This is a genomic window from Streptomyces sp. NPDC001714 (genome assembly GCF_042892755.1).
In the GTDB taxonomy this organism is placed as follows: Bacteria; Actinomycetota; Actinomycetes; order Streptomycetales; family Streptomycetaceae; genus Streptomyces.
Genome location: NZ_JBIAUL010000012.1, coordinates 224,581 through 243,068, shown reverse-complemented (window position 1 = coordinate 243,068; position 18,488 = coordinate 224,581). Strand labels below are relative to the sequence as shown.

20 protein-coding genes and 1 pseudogene are annotated in these 18,488 nt (G+C 69.4%); 11 read left to right on the top strand and 10 right to left on the bottom strand.

Features of this window, described 5'->3' with window-relative positions; genetic code table 11:
* Positions 1-3: 3 nt before the first annotated feature.
* Positions 4-642 (top strand): 3-oxoacid CoA-transferase subunit B, encoded by a 639-nt coding sequence (locus ACFY0P_RS29860; RefSeq protein WP_388920015.1) that lies wholly within the window; start codon positions 4-6, stop codon positions 640-642.
* A gap of 101 nt (positions 643-743) precedes the next feature.
* Here the strand turns inward: ACFY0P_RS29860 and ACFY0P_RS29855 are convergent, their stop codons facing one another.
* Positions 744-1,034 (bottom strand): hypothetical protein, encoded by a 291-nt coding sequence (locus tag ACFY0P_RS29855; protein ID WP_388919712.1) that lies wholly within the window; start codon positions 1,032-1,034, stop codon positions 744-746.
* 230 nt (positions 1,035-1,264) lie between these two features.
* Positions 1,265-1,768 carry a MarR family winged helix-turn-helix transcriptional regulator gene (locus ACFY0P_RS29850; RefSeq protein WP_388919709.1) on the bottom strand — a complete coding sequence of 168 codons (504 nt, stop codon included), beginning with the start codon at positions 1,766-1,768 and terminating at the stop codon, positions 1,265-1,267.
* A 146-nt stretch (positions 1,769-1,914) separates the two neighbouring features.
* On the opposite strand from ACFY0P_RS29850, the gene ACFY0P_RS29845 reads away from it, so the two are divergent.
* Together ACFY0P_RS29845 and ACFY0P_RS29840 are read left to right on the top strand one after the other, a co-directional pair.
* Complete coding sequence (locus ACFY0P_RS29845) at positions 1,915-2,523, top strand: NAD(P)-dependent oxidoreductase (protein WP_388919706.1); 609 nt, start codon at positions 1,915-1,917, stop codon at positions 2,521-2,523.
* A 55-nt stretch (positions 2,524-2,578) separates the two neighbouring features.
* Positions 2,579-3,019, top strand: coding sequence for a DUF6069 family protein (locus ACFY0P_RS29840; protein ID WP_388919703.1), 441 nt, complete (start codon positions 2,579-2,581; stop codon positions 3,017-3,019).
* A gap of 394 nt (positions 3,020-3,413) precedes the next feature.
* On the opposite strand, the gene ACFY0P_RS29835 is transcribed toward ACFY0P_RS29840, so the two are convergent.
* Positions 3,414-3,635, bottom strand: a complete 222-nt coding sequence (locus ACFY0P_RS29835; RefSeq protein WP_388919700.1) for a hypothetical protein — start codon at positions 3,633-3,635, stop codon at positions 3,414-3,416.
* An 889-nt stretch (positions 3,636-4,524) separates the two neighbouring features.
* Between ACFY0P_RS29835 and ACFY0P_RS29830 the strand changes: the two are divergent.
* The 5 genes and pseudogenes from ACFY0P_RS29830 to ACFY0P_RS29810 form a co-directional block, all read left to right on the top strand.
* Positions 4,525-4,881, top strand: a pseudogene (locus tag ACFY0P_RS29830) (acetyl-CoA C-acyltransferase); the annotation flags it as partial.
* Between the two features lie 277 nt (positions 4,882-5,158).
* On the top strand, positions 5,159-6,409 hold the full coding sequence (locus ACFY0P_RS29825; protein WP_388919697.1) for a substrate-binding domain-containing protein: 1,251 nt from the start codon (positions 5,159-5,161) through the stop codon (positions 6,407-6,409).
* Positions 6,406-7,995 carry a sugar ABC transporter ATP-binding protein gene (locus ACFY0P_RS29820; protein WP_388919694.1) on the top strand — a complete coding sequence of 530 codons (1,590 nt, stop codon included), beginning with the start codon at positions 6,406-6,408 and terminating at the stop codon, positions 7,993-7,995. The genes ACFY0P_RS29825 and ACFY0P_RS29820 overlap by 4 nt, the downstream gene beginning before the upstream one ends.
* Entirely contained in the window at positions 7,988-8,950 is a 963-nt protein-coding gene (locus ACFY0P_RS29815) for an ABC transporter permease (RefSeq protein WP_388919691.1), read from the top strand. The genes ACFY0P_RS29820 and ACFY0P_RS29815 overlap by 8 nt, the downstream gene beginning before the upstream one ends.
* Positions 8,947-9,996 (top strand): ABC transporter permease, encoded by a 1,050-nt coding sequence (locus ACFY0P_RS29810; RefSeq protein WP_388919688.1) that lies wholly within the window; start codon positions 8,947-8,949, stop codon positions 9,994-9,996. Before ACFY0P_RS29815 ends, ACFY0P_RS29810 begins: the two co-directional genes overlap by 4 nt.
* A gap of 95 nt (positions 9,997-10,091) precedes the next feature.
* On the opposite strand, the gene ACFY0P_RS29805 is transcribed toward ACFY0P_RS29810, so the two are convergent.
* Positions 10,092-10,460 (bottom strand): MarR family winged helix-turn-helix transcriptional regulator, encoded by a 369-nt coding sequence (locus tag ACFY0P_RS29805; RefSeq protein ID WP_388919685.1) that lies wholly within the window; start codon positions 10,458-10,460, stop codon positions 10,092-10,094.
* On the opposite strand from ACFY0P_RS29805, the gene ACFY0P_RS29800 reads away from it, so the two are divergent.
* On the top strand, positions 10,358-10,915 hold the full coding sequence (locus ACFY0P_RS29800; protein WP_388919682.1) for a lipocalin family protein: 558 nt from the start codon (positions 10,358-10,360) through the stop codon (positions 10,913-10,915). The genes ACFY0P_RS29805 and ACFY0P_RS29800 overlap by 103 nt on opposite strands.
* A gap of 32 nt (positions 10,916-10,947) precedes the next feature.
* Here ACFY0P_RS29800 and ACFY0P_RS29795 read toward each other — a convergent pair whose 3' ends face one another.
* Genes ACFY0P_RS29795 through ACFY0P_RS29785 form a run of 3 tightly spaced genes read right to left on the bottom strand, consistent with a single transcriptional unit; the run spans position 10,948 to position 14,501 of the window.
* Positions 10,948-11,967: a dihydrodipicolinate synthase family protein gene (locus ACFY0P_RS29795; protein WP_388919679.1), complete on the bottom strand. Its 1,020-nt coding sequence runs from the start codon at positions 11,965-11,967 to the stop codon at positions 10,948-10,950.
* A 54-nt stretch (positions 11,968-12,021) separates the two neighbouring features.
* Positions 12,022-13,503, bottom strand: coding sequence for an NAD-dependent succinate-semialdehyde dehydrogenase (locus tag ACFY0P_RS29790; protein WP_388919676.1), 1,482 nt, complete (start codon positions 13,501-13,503; stop codon positions 12,022-12,024).
* A gap of 17 nt (positions 13,504-13,520) precedes the next feature.
* Complete coding sequence (locus tag ACFY0P_RS29785) at positions 13,521-14,501, bottom strand: ornithine cyclodeaminase family protein (RefSeq protein WP_388919673.1); 981 nt, start codon at positions 14,499-14,501, stop codon at positions 13,521-13,523.
* Positions 14,502-14,733: 232 nt separating this feature from the next.
* On the opposite strand from ACFY0P_RS29785, the gene ACFY0P_RS29780 reads away from it, so the two are divergent.
* Both ACFY0P_RS29780 and ACFY0P_RS29775 read left to right on the top strand, forming a co-directional pair.
* Positions 14,734-14,922: a hypothetical protein gene (locus ACFY0P_RS29780; protein WP_388919670.1), complete on the top strand. Its 189-nt coding sequence runs from the start codon at positions 14,734-14,736 to the stop codon at positions 14,920-14,922.
* A 59-nt stretch (positions 14,923-14,981) separates the two neighbouring features.
* Positions 14,982-15,107 (top strand): hypothetical protein, encoded by a 126-nt coding sequence (locus ACFY0P_RS29775; protein WP_388919667.1) that lies wholly within the window; start codon positions 14,982-14,984, stop codon positions 15,105-15,107.
* A 777-nt stretch (positions 15,108-15,884) separates the two neighbouring features.
* Here the strand turns inward: ACFY0P_RS29775 and ACFY0P_RS29770 are convergent.
* Genes ACFY0P_RS29770 through ACFY0P_RS29760 form a run of 3 tightly spaced genes read right to left on the bottom strand, consistent with a single transcriptional unit; the run spans position 15,885 to position 18,444 of the window.
* Positions 15,885-16,550 (bottom strand): 3-oxoacid CoA-transferase subunit B, encoded by a 666-nt coding sequence (locus tag ACFY0P_RS29770; RefSeq protein ID WP_388919664.1) that lies wholly within the window; start codon positions 16,548-16,550, stop codon positions 15,885-15,887.
* Entirely contained in the window at positions 16,547-17,242 is a 696-nt protein-coding gene (locus tag ACFY0P_RS29765) for a 3-oxoacid CoA-transferase subunit A (RefSeq protein WP_388919661.1), read from the bottom strand. The genes ACFY0P_RS29770 and ACFY0P_RS29765 overlap by 4 nt, the downstream gene beginning before the upstream one ends.
* Positions 17,239-18,444 carry a thiolase family protein gene (locus tag ACFY0P_RS29760; protein ID WP_388919658.1) on the bottom strand — a complete coding sequence of 402 codons (1,206 nt, stop codon included), beginning with the start codon at positions 18,442-18,444 and terminating at the stop codon, positions 17,239-17,241. The genes ACFY0P_RS29765 and ACFY0P_RS29760 overlap by 4 nt, the downstream gene beginning before the upstream one ends.
* Positions 18,445-18,488 lie beyond the last annotated feature (44 nt).

Genomic DNA, 18,488 nt, shown 5'->3' with positions numbered 1-18,488 from the left:
GAGATGGCCGCCATCGCGGCCGCCGAACTCAACGACGGCGATTATGTGAATCTCGGCATCGGCATTCCGACCCTCGTGGCCAACCACGTTCCCGACGGCGTCCAGGTGACCTTGCAGAGCGAGAACGGCATCCTCGGCCTCGGCCCGTTCCCCTGGGAGGGCGAGGAGGACGCCGACGTCATCAACGCGGGCAAGCAGACGGTCACCGTCAACCCCGGCGCGAGCTACTTCGACTCCGCGACGTCCTTCGGCATGATCCGCGGCGGCCACATCGACATCGCCATCCTGGGCGCCCTCCAGGTGAGCGCGAGGGGCGACCTGGCGAACTGGACCATCCCCGGTGCCCTCGTGAAGGGCATGGGCGGCGCCATGGACCTTGTGGTCGGCGCCCGCCGCATCGTGGTGCTCACCGACCACGTTGCCAAGGACGGAAGCCCGAAGATCGTCGACGACTGCACGCTGCCGCTGACCGCTGCCGGTGTGGTCGACCGCATCATCACCGATCTCGCCACCATCGATGTGAGCAGGGACGGCCTGCGACTGAGGGCACTTGCTCCGGGCGTCACCGAGGAGGAGGTCCGCGCGAAGACCGGCGCCCCGATGCAACCGTCCCTGGAGGCGTCCGCAGCGATCCGCTACTGACGTCCCTGCCGCCCTCCCTCCGCAGGGACCATGTGTCGAAGACCGACGCCACGATGTCTCCATGCGGCAGGCCCGGATCGGCCTCGTGTCCGACTGCTCGGTCATGGCGTGTGCGACCTGGTCAGGGTCAGATCGGGCGGGTAGCCCTTGGCACGGAGCCAGGCGTCGAGGGCGAAGGCGACGATGTCGCCGTGGGGGATGCCGGTGCCGGCCTTGTATCGGCGGATCCGGCGCCGGAGCTGGAGGACCTCGGGAACGGCGTGGTTGAGCTGTCCGCGCTTGGTGTGCCGCTTGTTGGTGACGTCCAGAGTGCCCGGATGTGGCTTAAGAGGGTCGTCGGTCGGCTGGAACTCGGCGTCGGGCGCGTCGGCGATCCGCCGGCGCGCCCGCAACGTCCGGTACGCCCCGGAACAGTCATTCCTCGGTGCCGACGTCAGCACAGCCTTGGCGGCTTGCCGTCGCCAAGACCGAAACCGGGGGCGCAGCGGTCGCCGTGGCTTGGCGGGCGCCCTTGAGCTCGATGCCCAGCTGCCCGATGACCGAGGTCATGTGCGCGTGCGGGATTTCCTGGGCTGCCGTAGCGTCCCGCGCGCCGTCGCCGGGCCCATGGATGGACGCCTGGTTAGCGTGAGGGGGCCCGGTGGGGGTCGCCGTCGCGGTGGTCGATGGCGTGCAGGATGCGCTGGCCGATGTGGCCGAGTTGTTTGACCTGTGCTCTGGTCAACGGGTCGAACACCAGTCGGCGCACTTCTGCGACATGGCCCGGGGCGGCGCTGACGATCTTCCTGTACCCGTCGTCGGTGAGGGCGGCGAGGGTGTAGCGGCCGTCGGCCGGGTCTGGGCGGCGGCGGGCGTAGCCCTTGCGTTCGAGGCGGGTCACGACCTGAGAAAGCCGGGGGAGCGAGCCTTCGGCGTACGCGGCGAGGGCGCTCATGCGCAGTTCCCGCTGCGGTGACTCCGACATCGCCGCCATCACCCCGTACTCGAAGTGTGTCAGCCCTTCTTCGCGTAGTTGTGCGTCGAGCGCGTGCTCCAGGCGCCGCACGAGGCCGACCAGGCCGAGCCAGGCGCGACGCTCCTCCTCGTCGAGCCAGCGGGGCGCCTCGTCGGCCGGTGTGTTCATCATGCCCTCCACTGTACCGACGCTTAACGATTGAAGTGAATCCATGTCACCTTCACTTGCATCGTTAACTAATTGCGGCTACTTTCAAGTTAACGCTTTAAGTGACTGGCCGGTGCTCCCAGCAGCATCGCAGCCCTGAGGAGGTCCCCGTGAAGCTGCTCGTACTCGGCGCCACCGGCGCCACCGGGCGCATCGTCGTCGACCAGGCCCTCGCGGCGGGTCACACCGTGCGCGCGCTCGTCCGCTCACCCCAGAAGCTGGAGACACGGACCGGGCTTGAGGTCGTTGCCGGTCAGGCCACCGACGCCGGCGATGTCACGCAGGCCATGTCGGGCGTCGCCGCGGTGATCAGCGCACTCGGCGCGACCGGCGGATCGGTCATCACCGACGCCACACGGGCCGTCATCTCGGGCGCCGCCACCACCGGCGTCACCCGGTTCGTGGAGCTGTCCTCCTTCGCCGTGCTGCAGGAGCGCCTGAGCGGGCCCGCCAAGCTCATGTCCAACACGGTCATGGGCGCCATGGTCAAGGACAAGGCGACCGCGGAGGACGCGCTGCGCACCAGCGACCTCGGCTACACCCTGGTCCACGCCGTCCGCCTCACCAACGGCCCCGCCACCGGCGCCGTCAAGGTGCTGCCCGAGTCGGCCACCTTGCGCATGGGCGACAGCATCAGCCGCGCCGATGTCGCCGCCTGGATGCTCGCCACCGTCAGCGACGCCACCTTCGACCGCCGTTCCGTCGTCATCGCCGGCTGACCCGACCGGCTCCCCGTCCCCACCCGATGCCAGACACCCGATCCGGAGCATCACCATGAGCCACCAGCTCGCCACCCGTCCGGCCCGCCGCAGCGGCCTTGTCGTCGCCGGAGGTCTGATCGGCACCGCGGCCGTCGCCGTCGCACTCAACGCCGTCGTCGCCGCGACAGCCCACGCCGCAGGCGCCTCGCACGATTTCCAGCCCCTCCAGCTGACCGCCTATGCGCCCCTCACCGTCTTCGGCGTCCTGGTCGGTGCTGCCGCCTGGGCGATCGTCCGCGCCCGCTCGGCGCAGTCCTCCCGGCTGCTGCGCATCCTCGTGCCCGTCGTCGTGATTCTCAGCCTGATCCCGGACATCATGGTCGGCGTCTCCGACAGCCGGCCCGGCACCAGCTGGGGGGCCGTCGTCGCCCTGATGGTCATGCACGTAGTGGTTGCCGCCGTCGTCGTACCCGCCTACCACCGACTTCTTCCGCTCCTTGCTGACCAGGACTGACCAGCCACGCCGCAGGGGCACAGGGCCTCACCAACGTCGTACGGCAGCCAACGGGCGCCGTACGACCGTGCCGACCTCGTCATCGAGGCAACGTGTTCTTCCGGCGCCGGGTTGAGCCACTGACGCGCCTCATCCCTACGGGTCCCACTTCCCACGCAGCCTCATATGCGCGCGGACACACTGGGCGCGCGTCCGGCACTGCTGAGGGTCGCGCCGTTCGGGCGCAGCGGTGCTGGTAGCAGGGCAACAGGGCGGCGACGCGATCAGCGGCATCACGCGCGCCCTTGAATCCCGCCGGGCGCACCCTGTACTTGGCCGACAGCAGCAAGAGCAACGGTCTGGACCGTCCCGGCCTCCGGCACCGCCGCTGTTCGGCCAGGGTCTGTGCGCCGGCCTACGTGACGTGACCACTCTGGTCTGGAGGGGGGGTGGCGTCCCCGGCGAGGAAAACGCTGCCGACACGCCAGCTCGAGGCCCCCCGCGCAAAGAACGTGCAGACGGCCTTGCGTTCGGGCGTGAACGCCGCCGGGGTGAGGACGCCTCGGCTGATCCGGGTGATGGCCTCGTCGGTGACGATCTCCGCACGGTCGTCGCCGGGCATCAGCCTGAACTCCATGCGCACGTGGTCGCGGGGCAGGTTGACCCACAGCGCGGGTCGGGTGTGGCCTCCGGGAAGGCCATGGCCCCCTTGATCGGGGCGGCTCCGCTCATACGGCCGTCGACCACCGGCACCGGGTCGTCTGTGCCCAGGTTCTCGCAGGGCACGTTCAAAAGGTGCAGGACGGTCGACTGGGCGCCGTCGCAGGCGATGAGCATCGGGTGGTCAGGACCTCGTCGGTTCCTTCCTGCGTTCGAACATGACAGTGGACACCGCCATCGCCCTCGTCGATTCCTGTCCGCGTCACACCGCAGCGCAGTTCGACGCCGGGCAGCCGGGCGACTTCACCACGCGGGAAGGCGTCGCAGCGCCAGCGCGAGCACGCCGACGGGACCGCCGAAGGCAACGATGACTTCACAGTCGTTGGCCATGTGACTCCAGGAGTGGTGATCACTTCCACGCGCGGGGGATGGAATGTGCCGCCCGCGGTTGGAGGGCCGGATCGTGCGGCGTGCGGGACCAGGTCCTCGAATCCGCCGCGGGGCCGGCGATTCGTGGCCCATCACCACTGTGGACTCGGCCTTCGTCCGGGTGCTCCTCTCCACAGAGGTGCGCACACGGTAGGACGTCCGAAACGAAACGTCTAGTACTTTTGACGTGACGAACAGGGTGTCGCTCGCGTATGCGGAACCGCGCTTCAACATCACGTCTAAGCGATGTGCGAGGTCTTCCGGTGGGCCACTTTCGGGTCTATGGTTCGACGCGAAACGGACCGTTTAGCAAGCGGTCCCGTCCCCACCTGTGTCCTTGTCCCCGGCACACGCTCGGCGGTCCAAGGCGATTTGGTTTCCCGGGATACCCGGGTCGCCAGTGCATCCCCTCAATCCGCCGCGAAGGGCCCACTCATATGCCTGAGGCCGTTGTCGTCGCTGCCGCGCGCACTCCCGCCGGATGTGCGTTCAAGGGTGAGTTGAAGGGCATCCGTCCCGACGAGCTCGCAGTCGTCGCTGTCCGTCCCCTGGAGCAGGTGCCCGAACTCGACCCGGCGAAGATCGACGATCTCCACCTGGGGTGCGCAGAACCGCAGGGGGAGCACGGCGGCAACCTCGCCCGGCGGGTCGCCGTCCAGCCGGACACCGTTCCCGCCGCCACCGTCAACCGGTTCCGCTCCTCCTCGTTGCAGACCATCCGTACGGCCTTGCACGCCATCAGGGTCGGCGAGGGCGACGTAGTCGTCAGCACGGGCGTCGAGTGTGTCTCCCGGTACCGTCAGTTCGGCTCGGTGGGTGCCGACCCCGAGCTCAACGGGCTTCGAACGCTCGACGCCCATCTCGGGGTGGAGACCATGTGCGTCGGCGGTGGCCAGGGCATGGCCCTCGTCCTGGAGCGCCTCAGCTAGTCAGCAAGCCGTCCTCCGCACGTCCGCGAGAGATGGCTCGCGGCGATCAGTTGGATACCAGACGCCGTTCCCCGGTTGCTTCAGCCCCCTGTTCAGGCGACGCGCACCGACCGATGTCTGAGCGACAAGAATGGAAAGAGCAATGGTCAGATCCAGTGGACGCGCCAAGCGCCGCGTTCTCGCCCTCGCCGCACTCGCCACCGCGATGACGTCGCTCGCGGCCTGCGCAGGCTCGAACTCCACGAGCACCACGAGTGCCAAGGCGCCCGAGAGCGTAGCCCCCGGCAAGTGCGGATCGGTACCGCAGAAGGCTCCCAAGGACAGCTCGGGCGTCCTCTCCGCACTCGGAGGTTCGGCCGCGGCGAACTACAACGGCTTCACCCAGCCGATCGAGGCCTCGGCCTGGAAGAACTGGAAGCCGTCGCACCCCGCCCCCTACAAGGTCGCGATCTCCTGGCCGCCGCCGATCAACACCTTCCAGGCCGAGACGGTCGACGGGGTCAAGAAGATCCTCACCGCGAGCGGGAAGGTCACCATCACCAAGGTGCTCGCACCGACCTCCCCGGCCGACGTGCCGGGCCAGCTGCAGCAGATCAACCAGCTCATCGCCGACAAACCCGACCTGATCATCGCGCAGCCCATCGCCCCGGGCCCCTCGGCCCAGGTCATCGACGCGGCCGCCAAGGCGGGCATCCCCGTCGTCTCGGGGTGGACCACCACACCCACGGCAGCCGCGGTGAACGTCGGGTTGAACAACTGGCTGCAGGCGGCGACGACGGCGGCCAAGGTCGTCCAGTCGATGGGCGGCAAGGGATCCGTCCTCCTCGTGCACGGCATCCCCGGCGTCCAGCAGGACGCGGACGCCATGGCCGGCTTCAAGGCCGCCCTCGCGCTCTGCCCGGACATCAAGGTCGCCGGTGAGGTGACGGGCGGCTACGTCAACGCGACGACGAAGTCAGCGGTGCTGCAGTTCCTGTCGACGCACCCGGCGGGCGTGAACGGAGTCCTGCAGTCCGGCAACATGGGCCTCGGCGTGATCAACGCCTTCCAGCAGCTGGGCAAGCAGGCGCCGCCGCTCTCGGACCTCGGCTCGACCCGGGGCACGATCGCCTACGCGCACAAGAACGCGTCGAGCTACCAGGAGTTCGGCACCGGGACGCCCAACAAGGCGATCGGCACGGCCATCGGCAAGGTGGCGTTGATGATGCTCGCCGGCGACGGGCCGAAGACGAACCAGATCATCACGCAGCCGGACTACATCACCAACGGCGACCTCGACGGGATCTACCAGAAGGGCTGGACCACCACGACCACGGGTGAGGCGGCGCGTCCGGGCGACGACTTCATGTCGGACTCCTACATCGCGAACTTCTTCACCAAGAGCGCGCGATGACGACGGCAGGCACACCTCGCACGGCCGAGGCCGAAGGGCCGGCGGCCGCGCGGACACCGACAACGGGTGAGGCGATGCGGATCGAGGCGGTCGGGGTCACGAAGTCGTTCGGCGCTACCCGGGCGCTCACCTCCGGCACGCTGCGTCTCGAGCCGGGCGAAGTGCACACGGTGATCGGTGAGAACGGCAGCGGCAAGAGCACACTCGTCAAGATCCTGTCGGGGGTGCACACCATGGACGGTGGCACCCTCGCCGTCGACGGCACGCCGATCGGCCGGATCACCTCGCCCCGGCACGCGCGGGACCTCGGCATCGCCACGGTGTTCCAGGAGGTGCTCACCGTGGCGAGCCGCTCCGTCCTCGACAACGTCTGGCTCGGTACCGACGGAGTGATCCGTCAGACCGTGCCGAAGGCCGAGCGGCGCCGACGCGCCGAGGAGGTCCTGGGCCGCCTCGCGGACACGCCGATCGACCTCGACCGGCCCGCAGGTGAACTCTCGCTTTCGCAGCGCCAGTTGTGCTGCATCGCCCGTGCACTCGTCACCGATCCGCGCATCCTGATCCTCGACGAGTCCACATCCGCCCTCGACCTCGACTCGCGCGACCGTCTGTTCGAGGTGGTCCGCGAGCTCACCGCCGCCGGCACGAGCGTGCTGTTCATCTCGCACCGGATGGACGAGATCTTCACGATCACCGACGTCATCACGGTCTTCCGCTCCGGCGCGACGGTCACCGAACGGACACCGGTGGCGCGGTCCTCGGTCCCGGACCTCATCCGCGACATGACCGGCGGCGAGGTCCGTGAGTCGGCCGCCGAGATTGAAGACACCCGGGAGTTCGGTCCGGTGGTGCTCGAAGCCGAGCAGGTCCGCCTCACACCGGCCGCCGCGCCCGTGGACCTGTCGGTACGGGCGGGCGAACTCGTCGGGCTGGTCGGACTCGAAGGCCAGGGGCAGGACCGCTTCCTCCACGCGCTGCGCGGCGTGCCGACGCAGTCCGGAACGGTCAGCCGGGTCGTGGACGAGACGCGGCACCGCGTCACCGGACCGGAGGACGCCTACAAGCACGGCGTCGTCTACGTGCCGCGGGAGCGGCGCGGGGAGGCGATGCTCGAACACCTCTCCATCCGGGAGAACTTCGGCCTGCCCACCCTGCGCCGGGACACCCGGGCCGGCCTGGTCCGGCCCGCGCGCACCCTCGCCCGCCTGCGCCGCCACGCCGAGCGCCTGCGACTGGCGATGCGTTCGCACGGCGACTCGATCTCCACCCTGAGCGGCGGCAACCAGCAGAAGGTCGTCATCGCACGGTGGCTGGCCTCCGAGCCGACGGTGCTGCTGCTCAACGATCCGACCCGCGGTGTGGACCTCAAGGCCAAGCGCGACCTCTACGCCGTGCTGCGCGGACTGTGCGCCGAGGGACTCGCCGTCGTGATGCTCTCCAGCGAGGTCGACGAACTGCTCGAACTCATGGACCGTGTCATCGTCTTCCGCGAGTCGGCCGTGGTCGCCGAGATCCCCCGCTCCTCGCTCAGCAGGTCGGCGCTCGTCGGCGCCTACTTCGGCCACAAGGACCGTACCGATGACTAGACACCTCTCCCTGTTCCGCGCCCGCCCGTACGCCTTCGTACTCGTGCTCGTCGTGGTCCTCGTGATCGCGAACGCCGTGGTCCGGCCCTCGTTCCTCGACCCCGCCCAATGGCCGGCACTGCTCGGCACGCTCGCGCCGTTCGCGATCCTCGGCATGGCGTCGACACCACCGGTGCTCGGCGGCGGCGGGGTCGACCTCTCCGTCGGTCCGCTGGCGACCGTCGTCAACTGCCTCCTGGTGTCCGTGCTCATGCCGCACGGGCTCGGCGGTCCGTTCGTGGCGATCCCGCTGCTTCTGCTCCTCGGCCTCGTGGCCGGCGCCGTCAACGGTGTACTGGTGGCGGTGGTCAGGCTCGATCCGGTCATCACGACACTCGGCTCGCTGTTCATCCTGACGGGGATCGCACTGAAGATCGCCGCCACGCCGACGGACCTCGGGCGGAACTGGACGACCGGCCTCGCCGACCTGATCGGAGGCTGGTTCCCGGGCGCGCTGCTGACGATGGCCGCTCCGGCGGTGCTGTGGCTCGCCCTGCGGCGAACTGCCTTCCTACGCAACCTCTACGCCGTCGGCGGAGACGACGCCGCGTCGTTCTCGGCGGGTGTCAACGTCACCGCCGTACGCATCGGCGCCTACGCCGTCGCGGGTCTGTTCGCCGCGATCGGCGGGGTCGCGCTGACGGCGCTCATCCAGTCCTCCGACTCGTCGCTCGGCACGACCTACGCCCTCGTCGCGCTCGCCGCGGTCTCGCTGGGCGGCACCTCGCTCGCCGGCGGCAGCGGGGGAGTGCTGGGCTCGTTCCTGGGCGCCTGCGGGATCTTCCTCCTGCAGGAACTGCTCTCCGCAACGGGCGCTTCGTCCAACTACGTGCAGCTGGCGTACGGCGTGCTGCTCGTCCTCGGTGTGGTCCTCGGCGCGACGCTCGCCCGCGGCAAGAAAGAGGTGTCCGCATGAGCAGCACCAGCAGTGCGCCGAACACCCTCGCGCACGAGCGTCCGGAGGCGCCGGACGCACCGGGCGGGGTCCGGGCGCTGTGGCGCGCGTTCACCGCGACCCAGCAGCGGATTCCGGTGTTCCAACTCGTGGCCGTCCTCGCGGTGTTCGGCTGGGGCGCGGTGGGAGTACCCGGATTCACCGAGCATTCGGCGGTCATGTCGATGCTCGTCCTGGCGAGCCTGCTGGGCCTGGCGTCGGTCGGCCAGACCCTCGTCGTGCTCGTCGGCGGCCTGGACCTCGCGGTGGCCGGCTACCTGTCCGTCGGTGCGGTCGCGGCCGCCCAGCTTGCCGGAAAGCACCACTGGTCGCTGGCCGCGACCGCCGCGGTGGTCGTCGCTCTGACCGGTCTCGCGGGTGCGGCGAGCGGCTGGGTGTGCCAGCGCTTCGCCGTCCAGCCGCTCGTGGTGACCCTGGGCATGTACTCGATCCTGGTCAGCGGGATCCTCATCGTCACCGGCGGCAAGATCGTCGACCCACCGCCCGCCGTGCTGTCGCAGTGGACCTCCGTCGCCGGCTCGACCTTCGGGCTGCAGGTGCCCCCGGTCGTCGTGATGTGGGTGGTGGTCTCGCTCGTCCTGGGCATCGTGCTGGCGCGCACCCGCGTCGGCCGGCAGCTCTACGCCACTGGCGCCAACCCCCGCGCGGCGGCACTCATGATGATCGACGTGGGTCGGGTCCGGGTCCTGGTCTTCGCCTTCGCCGGCGCGTTCGCGGGCTTGGTCGGCATGCTCGTCGCCGGCTTCGCGAGCGGCGCGACGCCGAACTCGGGCGACCCGTATCTCTTCTCCGGCATCGCCGCGGTCGTGGTCGGCGGCACCATGATCGGCACGGCCCGCGGCAGCTACACCCGCACCGTGCTCGGGGCGCTGGTGCTCACCGAGCTCACGACGATTCTCGCCGGCCAGGGCTTCGGGGAGGGTGACAACCGCATCCTCTACGGTCTCGCGCTGCTGGTGGTCGTCACCGCGTACGGCCGACAGCGCCGGCTCAACGACCGGGTCTGACCCACTCTCCATCGCATCAGCGGACCAGCGTGAGGCCAGCCCCCGGTGGCTGACAGGACTCCGCTTTCGCAGTCCGCAGCGAACCTGTCTGTGCGCTATATCTTGCGCTCGACGATCCGGCGTTGGATGCCGGCGAAGCCTTCCGCCAGGACGTCCAACTGCTCATCGGTGAGGGCCTCGATCACCAGCTCGCGGACCAGGCTGACATGGCCGGGCGCAGCACGGTCCACCAACTCGATGCCGAGCGGAGTGATCGTGGCGATCACTCCGCGGTCATCGGTGGCACAGGCCCTGCGACTGACCAGGCCCTCCTTCTCCAACTGCGCGATCTGGTAGGTCAGACCGCTCTTGGTGACCGCCAGTGTTTCGGCGAGCGCCAGCATCCGCATCGACCTGTCCGGTGCGCCGGCGAGGTGGGACAGGATGGCGTACTGCACGTGGGAGAGCCCGGCATCGGTGCGCAACTGCCCGCACCGTGCACGCCGAGGGGCAGTCCTGGTTCGACCGCCAGTGGGGACCTCTCCCCGCCCTGACCGCGGGCCAGGCGTCGCGATCGTGGTCCTGGATGAACCTCAGCCTCTCCAACGGCGACCGGATCAGCGTCTGGAACAGGACGTACGACAAGCAGAACAACTTCGCGACCGTCCTGAAGCCCGACGGTACGCAGACCCTGGCCGAGGCGACCCTCACGCCTGACACCACCACCCTCTGGACCAGTCCGACCACCGGGAGGAGCTATCCCACGCGCTGGAAGGTCACCATCCCGGGCGAGCACGCCAAGCTGGACGTCACCGTTTACGCCGAGGACCAGGAACTCCCCACCACCGGGCCCCGCTATGAAGGCAACGCCGCCATCACCGGCACCTACGGCCACCGCCCGGTCAGCGGCTCCACCTACATCGAGGTCACCGGCCGCTGAACGACGGCTGCATGCCTGGGCCTCGATGAGTGTCAGGCGGGGTTTCTGCCGATGAAGAACTCCCGGAAGGGATCCATGCTCGGCTCGAGGCCGGCGTCGACCAGGCCCTTGCGCAGCGCTGCCATCTGGCCGTCCTGGAGACGCATCGTGGGCTGCCGCAAGGGACCGCCGTTGTACCCCTGGAGCCAGCCCTGGAACTTCCAGGCCATCCGGTTGAGCACGGACCCGCCGTGCAGGCCCTGGAAGAGGGCGGCCTTGGTCTTCCGCGCCGGGTGCAGCTGCCAGAAGATCTGCGTGGCGTCGTCGTACTTGCCCTCGCGCAGCAGCTCCATCACCCGGGGAATCATCGGGCCGTAGTACTCGTGGTCACTGGTGGCCGAGAGCTGGATGGGCATGATCTGCGACAGCGGGATCAGGTCGGCTTCGATCGGTACGGAGATGACGACCTCGTCTCCGAAGAGCCGGTTGCACTCGACGGCGCTCTGGATGTTCGGGAAGCCGCCCTCGGTCTTGATCACCGCCAGGTTGGGGATGTCGTCGATGAGGCGACGGATGAGCCGGGTCGGGATGTCGGAAGGGTGGATCCGGGCGGAGAAGTTCCAGATCGTCATCGGGAACAGGATGATGCCGAGGCTGGTGGCCTCGCAGACGGCCTTGGTGTAGTCGTAGACCTCCTGCTCGGACTCGGGGTAGAAGTTCGGCGGGTACGCCAGCAGCACGAGGTCGGCGCCTGCCTCCTCGGCGCCGCGCACCGCTTCCAGGTTCTGCTCGAGGTTGTTCCAGCTCGCGTGGTGGACGACATGGAAGTCCTCGCCGGCCTCGTCCTTGGAGATGCGAAGGAAGTCCAGGTACTCCGGCAGGGTGATGCTGATCTCCGAGACACCGAGCGTGCCGATGAACCCGTGTTCCTTGGCCAGCCGGATGTCGTGCCGGACGGCCTGCTCGTTGATGCCGAGGAGGTCGTTCGTGAACGACGGAATGGTGCAGTTGACGGCGCCGACGAGCTTCTCGCGCGCCCAGGCGCGGGCTTCCGCGCGGCCGTATGCGGGCATGGTGCTGCTTCCTTTCAGGTCATGGGTCGCCTACGTGGGTGGGGGAGGGGCGGCTCACATCGGGCCGGCACCTTCCCAGGACAGGTACTTCATCTCCATGTACTCGTCGATGCCGTAGACGGAGCCCTCACGGCCGATGCCCGACTGCTTGATGCCGCCGAAGGGTGCCACCTCGTTGGAGATCAGTCCCGAGTTGATGCCGATCATCCCAGCCTCTATCGCCGCCGCGACCCGCCAGATGCGCTCGGCGTCCCGGCTGTAGAGGTAGGCGGCGAGTCCGAACTCGGTGTCGTTGGCCATGGCCACGGCGTCGCTCTCGTCGGTGAACCGGATCAACGGCGTGACCGGACCGAAGGTCTCCTCGCGAGTGATCACCATGCCCGGAACGACATCGGCCAGGACCGTCGGCTGGAAGTAGAGTCCGCCCCGCTCGTGCCGCGACCCACCGCAGAGGATCCGGGCACCGCGGCCCGTCGCGTCGGCCACATGCTCCTCGACCTTGGTGACGGCCGCCTGGTCGATGAGCGGACCCTGGAGGACACCGGGTTCGAAACCGTCGCCGACGGGCAACTCGCGCACGCGCTTGGCCAGTTCCTCGGCGAAACGGTCGTAGACGCCGGACTGTACGTAGACCCGGTTGGCGCTGATGCAGGCCTGACCGGTGTTGCGGTACTTGGCGGCGAGCACGCCGGAGACGGCGACGTCGAGATCGGCGTCGTCGAAGACCAGGACGGGGGCGTTGCCGCCGAGTTCCATGGAGACCTTCTTCACGGTCTCGGCGGACTGGGCGATCAGCAGGCGGCCCACCTCGGTCGATCCGGTGAAGGTCACCTTGCGCACGATCGGGTTGCCCGTCAGCTCGGGGCCGATCTCGCGGGCCTTGCCGGTCACGACGTTGAACACGCCCGCCGGGATTCCGGCCCGCTCGGCCAGTTCGGCGAGCGCCAGGGCGGTGAGCGGGGTCTGCTCGGCGGGCTTGACGACCATCGTGCAGCCGGCGGCGAGGGCAGGCGCCGCCTTGCGGGTGATCATCGCCGCGGGGAAGTTCCACGGCGTGATGGCGGCACAGACGCCGACGGGCTCCTTGAGGACCAGGACCCGGCGCGAGGGGTCGGGGTCGGGGAAGATGTCCCCGCGGATCCGCTTCGCCTCCTCCGCGAACCACTCGATGAAGGAGGCCGCGTAGGTCATCTCGCCCCGGGCCTCCGCGAGCGGCTTGCCCTCTTCGAGGGTGATGAGCCGGGCGAGGTCCTCCGTGTGCTCGGTGACGAGGTCGAACCAGCGGCGCAGGATCTGGGCGCGCTGCTTTCCCGACAGGGCCCGCCAGGCCGGGAGCGCTCGGTTCGCGGCGTCGATCGCGTCGGTGACCTGCGAGCGGCTCAGCGAAGGGAGTTCGGCGAGCTTTTCGCCGGTCGCGGGGTTGTGGACGCCGAAGCGACCGGAGTCGCCCTGGTCGATCCACTGTCCGCCGGCATACGCGGCCGTACGGAGAAGCGCCGGGTCGTCAAGGACGCGGGCGTCGGTGGTCGTGGTCATGTCTCGTCTCTCGTCGCTCACTTGTGGACCGGCTGGATGCGGATGGGGAGTTGGACGCCGAGCCCGGCTTCCTGGGCGCGGCGGGCGCACATCGCGGCGACCGCGAGGTCCTGGATCGCCGAGCCGACGGACTTGTACAGAACGATCTGCCGGTCGCTGGTGCGTCCGGGGGCAGAGCCCCCGACGAGGGAGGCCAGGGAGCTGGTCCTGTCGCTCACGTCGATGCCCGCCTCCCGCGCGGCGATCAGGTCACCGGTGTCGTGGAGGACCTCCTCGACGACGTCGGCGATGACGACGTCAGCACGCCTGATCACCTCGGTGTCGACCTCGCGCTGTTCACGCACCGTCGATCCGATGGAGACCACGGTCATGCCCGGCTCCAGCCATGCGCCGAGCAGGATCGGGGTCTCGTCGTAGGAGCGTGCGGCGCAGATCACCAAGGAGGTGCCGGCGATTGCGGCCTGCGGGGATTCGGCGGGGACGATCGTCGTGCCGAGATCGGCGAGTTCGTCGGCGAAGCGGGCGCGGCTCTGGGCCCGTGGGCTGTGGACGTGCACGGACTTGAGGTCCCGCACGGCCGCCAGGGCGCGTACGTGCTTCTTGGCCTCGAAACCGGATCCGATGACGGAGACGTCCAAGGGGCCCGGCACGGCGAGCGCCCCGGTCGCGAGCGCCGAGGTGGCCGCGGTCCGGTAGCCCGTGATCGAGTTGCCGTCGAGGAGGGCGACCAGCTCGGCGGACGACTGGTCGAAGAGCGAGATCAGGTACGAGAACTGCCGGGGACCCATGGCGCCTGCGATCGTCTTCGTGCCCATCAGGCCGCTGTCGCCGGACACACCGCTCAGCGTCCGGACCCAGTTGCCCCCGCCTCGGGCGATGACCCGGGTCGGGAAGCGGGCGTCGTCGTCGGCGGCCGCGTAGGCCTCGCGCAGAGCCGTGATGGCGAGGTTCCAGTCGAAGGTCGACTGAACGGTCGCGTCGTCGAGCAGGAGGGTCATGCGCGCCGGTCCTTCCGTTGTGACAGGCATCGTTGCCTACCTCTTGGTGCACCTACCCTAAACGAATCGTCTCGTATAAATAAGGCCTTCAGTGACGCCTTGCCTCTCGCGCTCCCCTTGCTGAAAGTCCTGGCAAGGATGTCATTGCTGAGGTGCGGATAGAGGTGATTCACATCCTAGACGCTCCGTTTCGAAACGCCTAGGATGGGACGGTGTGGAGAGGAGCGCTCCAATGGCGATGTGCCTCCGGCAGCCGGAGTGCGTGCTGTCACTTCTGTGTCTGCCGGCCGACGAACTGGGCTGCTTCGACGAGTCCGGCCTGGATGCTGAGACGTTGATGACCACCTCGCCCAAGCCGGTGTCCGGCAAGATCCGCCGCGGTGAGCTGCGCGACCGGCTGCGGGGCACCGCCGGTTCCTGAACCCCGCTGCGACGAGGCGACCGACGCCCCGTCCCGCAACCGATCCCCAGGACAAGACCATGACCACTGCCGAACACCATGAGGAGTCGACGCGCCCGGAAGCGTGCCCGCCGGACATGGCGAGGTTCATCGACTTCCTCGAAGCGCGGAAGGCGGAGACCGGCAACCCCGCCACGCCGCGATGATCGACCTGCTCGTCGAGCACTCGGTCGCCGAGGTGCGCGACCGCGACATCGACCGGGCCATGGAAACCCTGGTGGAGGACTGCGTCTGCCACTGCTACGGCGAACCCGCCGCCATCGAGCAACAGGGCGGCCGGGTCGCCGACAGGGCCGCGGTGCGCGCGAACTACCTCGCGAACATGGAGAGCGGCATGCTGACGATGGAGGGCCTCGAAGTGGAGATCGAGCACTTCTTCGTCAGCGACGACGCCATCGCCCGGGACGGCCGGACACGACTTCGGCTGCCCGGTGCGGCGCTGATCGGGGCGAGTGTCCCCTGCCCGACGGGGGAACGGCCGACGACATCTTCGTGCCCAGGCCGAGGACGGCCGTCGTCATCCCGCTCAGCGACGGCCTCATGGCCGGAGAGGACTTCTACCTGGACGGCCAGGCCGGCCTGGAGAAGCCGGGCTGACGGTTCCACGGTCGGCGCGCGGATCATCCCGTCGGCGAGGCCGCGGCGGTGTCCGCCGAGCGGTGGACGGGGCCTCTGCGCTCCGACCGGGGCGGACCGGTGCCGTAGTCGGTCCTGGCGATGATCTCCGTCGTGAGGGACCCCGCCGTTTCCTCAGGGGTGCGTACACCGCGGCCTCCCACGCCAGATCGAGACGCGCACCACTCGTCACGACGCGGCCGCCGTGGCGGTCGGCAGGCGCGCCCCGGGGCACCCGGTCCTGCGAGGGACGCCGCCGCCCCCGAATCGTTCGAGGTGTCCGCAGTGACCGTGCGTGGGTCCAGGACTCACGCCTGCTTCCTGACCGGAAGCGGCGTGATGCCGAGGCGCTGGGCGAGTTCGTCGGCGCTGGTGCCGTACGTCTCCCGGATGCGTACTCCTTCCGCGCCGATGTCGAAGACGCCGTGGTCGGTGTACACGCGACTGACGCAGCCGAGGCCGGTGAGCGGGTAGGTGCACCGCGGCACGAGCTTGGGTTCGCCGGAGCGGGTGAAGAGGGTCATCATCACGTAGACGTCCTTGGCGCCGATGGCGAGGTCCATGGCACCGCCGACGGCGGGGATGTCGTCGGGCTTGCCGGTGTGCCAGTTGGCGAGGTCGCCGTCGAAGGCGACCTGGTAGGCGCCGAGGACGCAGACGTCGAGGTGTCCGCCGCGCATCATGGCGAAGGAGTCGGCGTGGTGGAAGTACGCCGCGCCCGGCAGCTCGGTCACCGGGACCTTGCCGGCGTTGGTGAGGTCGGGGTCGATGGCCTCGCCCTCGGCCTTGGGGCCCATGTTGAGCATGCCGTTCTCGGTGTGCAGCACCACTGCGGAGTCGGCCGGCAGATGGTCGGCGATCTTGGTGGGCTGCCCGATGCCGAGGTTGACGAAGGACCCGGCGGGGATGTCGCGGGCGATGACGGCGGCCAGTTCGTCCATCGAGAGACGGTGATCGGCGGACATGGTGGTCATCGTGCCCCCTGGACGGTGTAGTGGCGGGCCGTCACCTGGACGATCCGGTCGACGTAGATGGACGGGGTGACGACGGCCTCGGGGTCGAGCTTGCCGGGCTCGACGACCTGGTCGACCTGGACGATGGTCGTCGTCGCGGCCGTGGCCATGACCGGTCCGAAGTTGCGGGCGGTCTTGCGGTAGACGAGGTTGCCCAGCGTGTCCGCGACATGGGCGCCGATCAGCGCGTAGTCGCCCTTGATCGGGTACTCCAGCAGGTAGGTACGGCCGTCGATCTCCCGGACCTCCTTGCCCTCGGCCAGCGGTGTGCCGACCGCCGTCGGGCAGTAGAAGGCGCCGATGCCGGCGCCGGCCGCGCGCATGCGCTCGGCGAGGTTGCCCTGCGGCACGACCTCCAGCTCGATCCTTCCCTCGCGGTACAGGCCGTCGAAGACCCAGGAGTCGGCCTGGCGCGGAAAGGAGCAGAGCACCTTGCGCACCCGGCCGGCGGCCAGCAGGGCGGCCAGTCCGACGTCGCCGTTGCCGGCGTTGTTCGACACGATGGTGAGGTCCTTCGCCCCCTGCCGAATGAGCGCGTCGATCAGGTCGAACGGCATCCCGGCCAGGCCGAAACCGCCGACCAGGACGGTGGATCCGTCCTCGATTCCGGCGACCGCGGCGTCGGCGCTCTCAAGGATCTCCGCCCGGCTCATCGGGTCGCCTCCGTGGCGTCGCAGTTCTCCAGCACGACGGCCAGTCCCTGGCCGACGCCGATGCAGATCGCGGCGACGCCGTAGCGTTGCCGTGTCTCGCGCAGCACCTTGGCCAGCGTGGCGAGGACGCGGCCGCCCGAGGCGCCCAGCGGGTGGCCGATCGCGATGGCGCCGCCCTTCTGGTTGACGAGGGCGGGGTCGATCTTCCACGCGTCGACGCAGGCGAGCGACTGGACGGCGAAGGCCTCGTTGAGTTCGACCGCGCCCACCTGGTCCCAGCCGATCCCGGCCCGGGCCAGCGCCCGGTTCGCCGCCTCGACGGGCGCGTAGCCGAAGGCCTGCGGCTCGAGTGCCATCACGCCCCGGCCGGCGATACGGGCGATCGGGTCGGCCCCGATCGTGGCCGAGGCCCTCTCGCTGCCCAGTAGTACGGCGGAGGCACCGTCGTTGAGCGGGCTGGCGTTGCCCGCGGTGATGGTGCCGCCCTGCTCCGGTGTGCGGAAGACGGGCTTGAGGCCGGCCAGCACCTCCGGTGTCGATCCGGGCCGGATGCCCTCGTCGCGCGTCAGGTCGACTCCTTCGACCGGCGCCACCAGATCGTCGTAGAAGCCCGATTCCCAGGCGGCGTGGGCGAGTTGGTGGGACCGGGCGGCGAATTCGTCCTGGCGCTCGCGGGAGATGCCGAAGCGCTCCCGGAGCTGCTCGTTGGCCTCGCCGAGGCTGACCGTCCACTCCTTGGGCATCCTCGGGTTGACCAGCCGCCAGCCCAGGGTGGTGGAGACCGCGGTGACGTCGCCGGCCGGGAACGGCTTCGCCGGCTTGGGCAGCACCCACGGCGCCCGTGTCATCGACTCGACGCCGCCGGTCAGCACCACCTCGGCGTCGCCGGACTCGATGGTCCGGCTGGCCGTCATCGCCGCGTCGAGGCTGGAGCCGCACAGGCGGTTCACCGTGGTGCCGGGCACGCTCACCGGGAGGCCGGCGAGCAGCGCCGCCATGCGGCCGACGTTGCGGTTCTCCTCCCCGGCGCCGTTGGCGTTGCCCCACACCACGTCGCCTATCGCGGCGGGGTCGAGGCCGGGCACCGTCGTGAGCGTGGAGGTGATCGCGGCGGCGGCGAGGTCGTCGGGGCGGACGCCGGCCAGCGCGCCGTTGAAGCGGCCGAAGGGCGTCCGGGTCGCGGCATAGAGGAAAGCGCTCATGGCAGCGACGTTAGTTCCGGGGCGCGATATTCTGAAGTACGTAT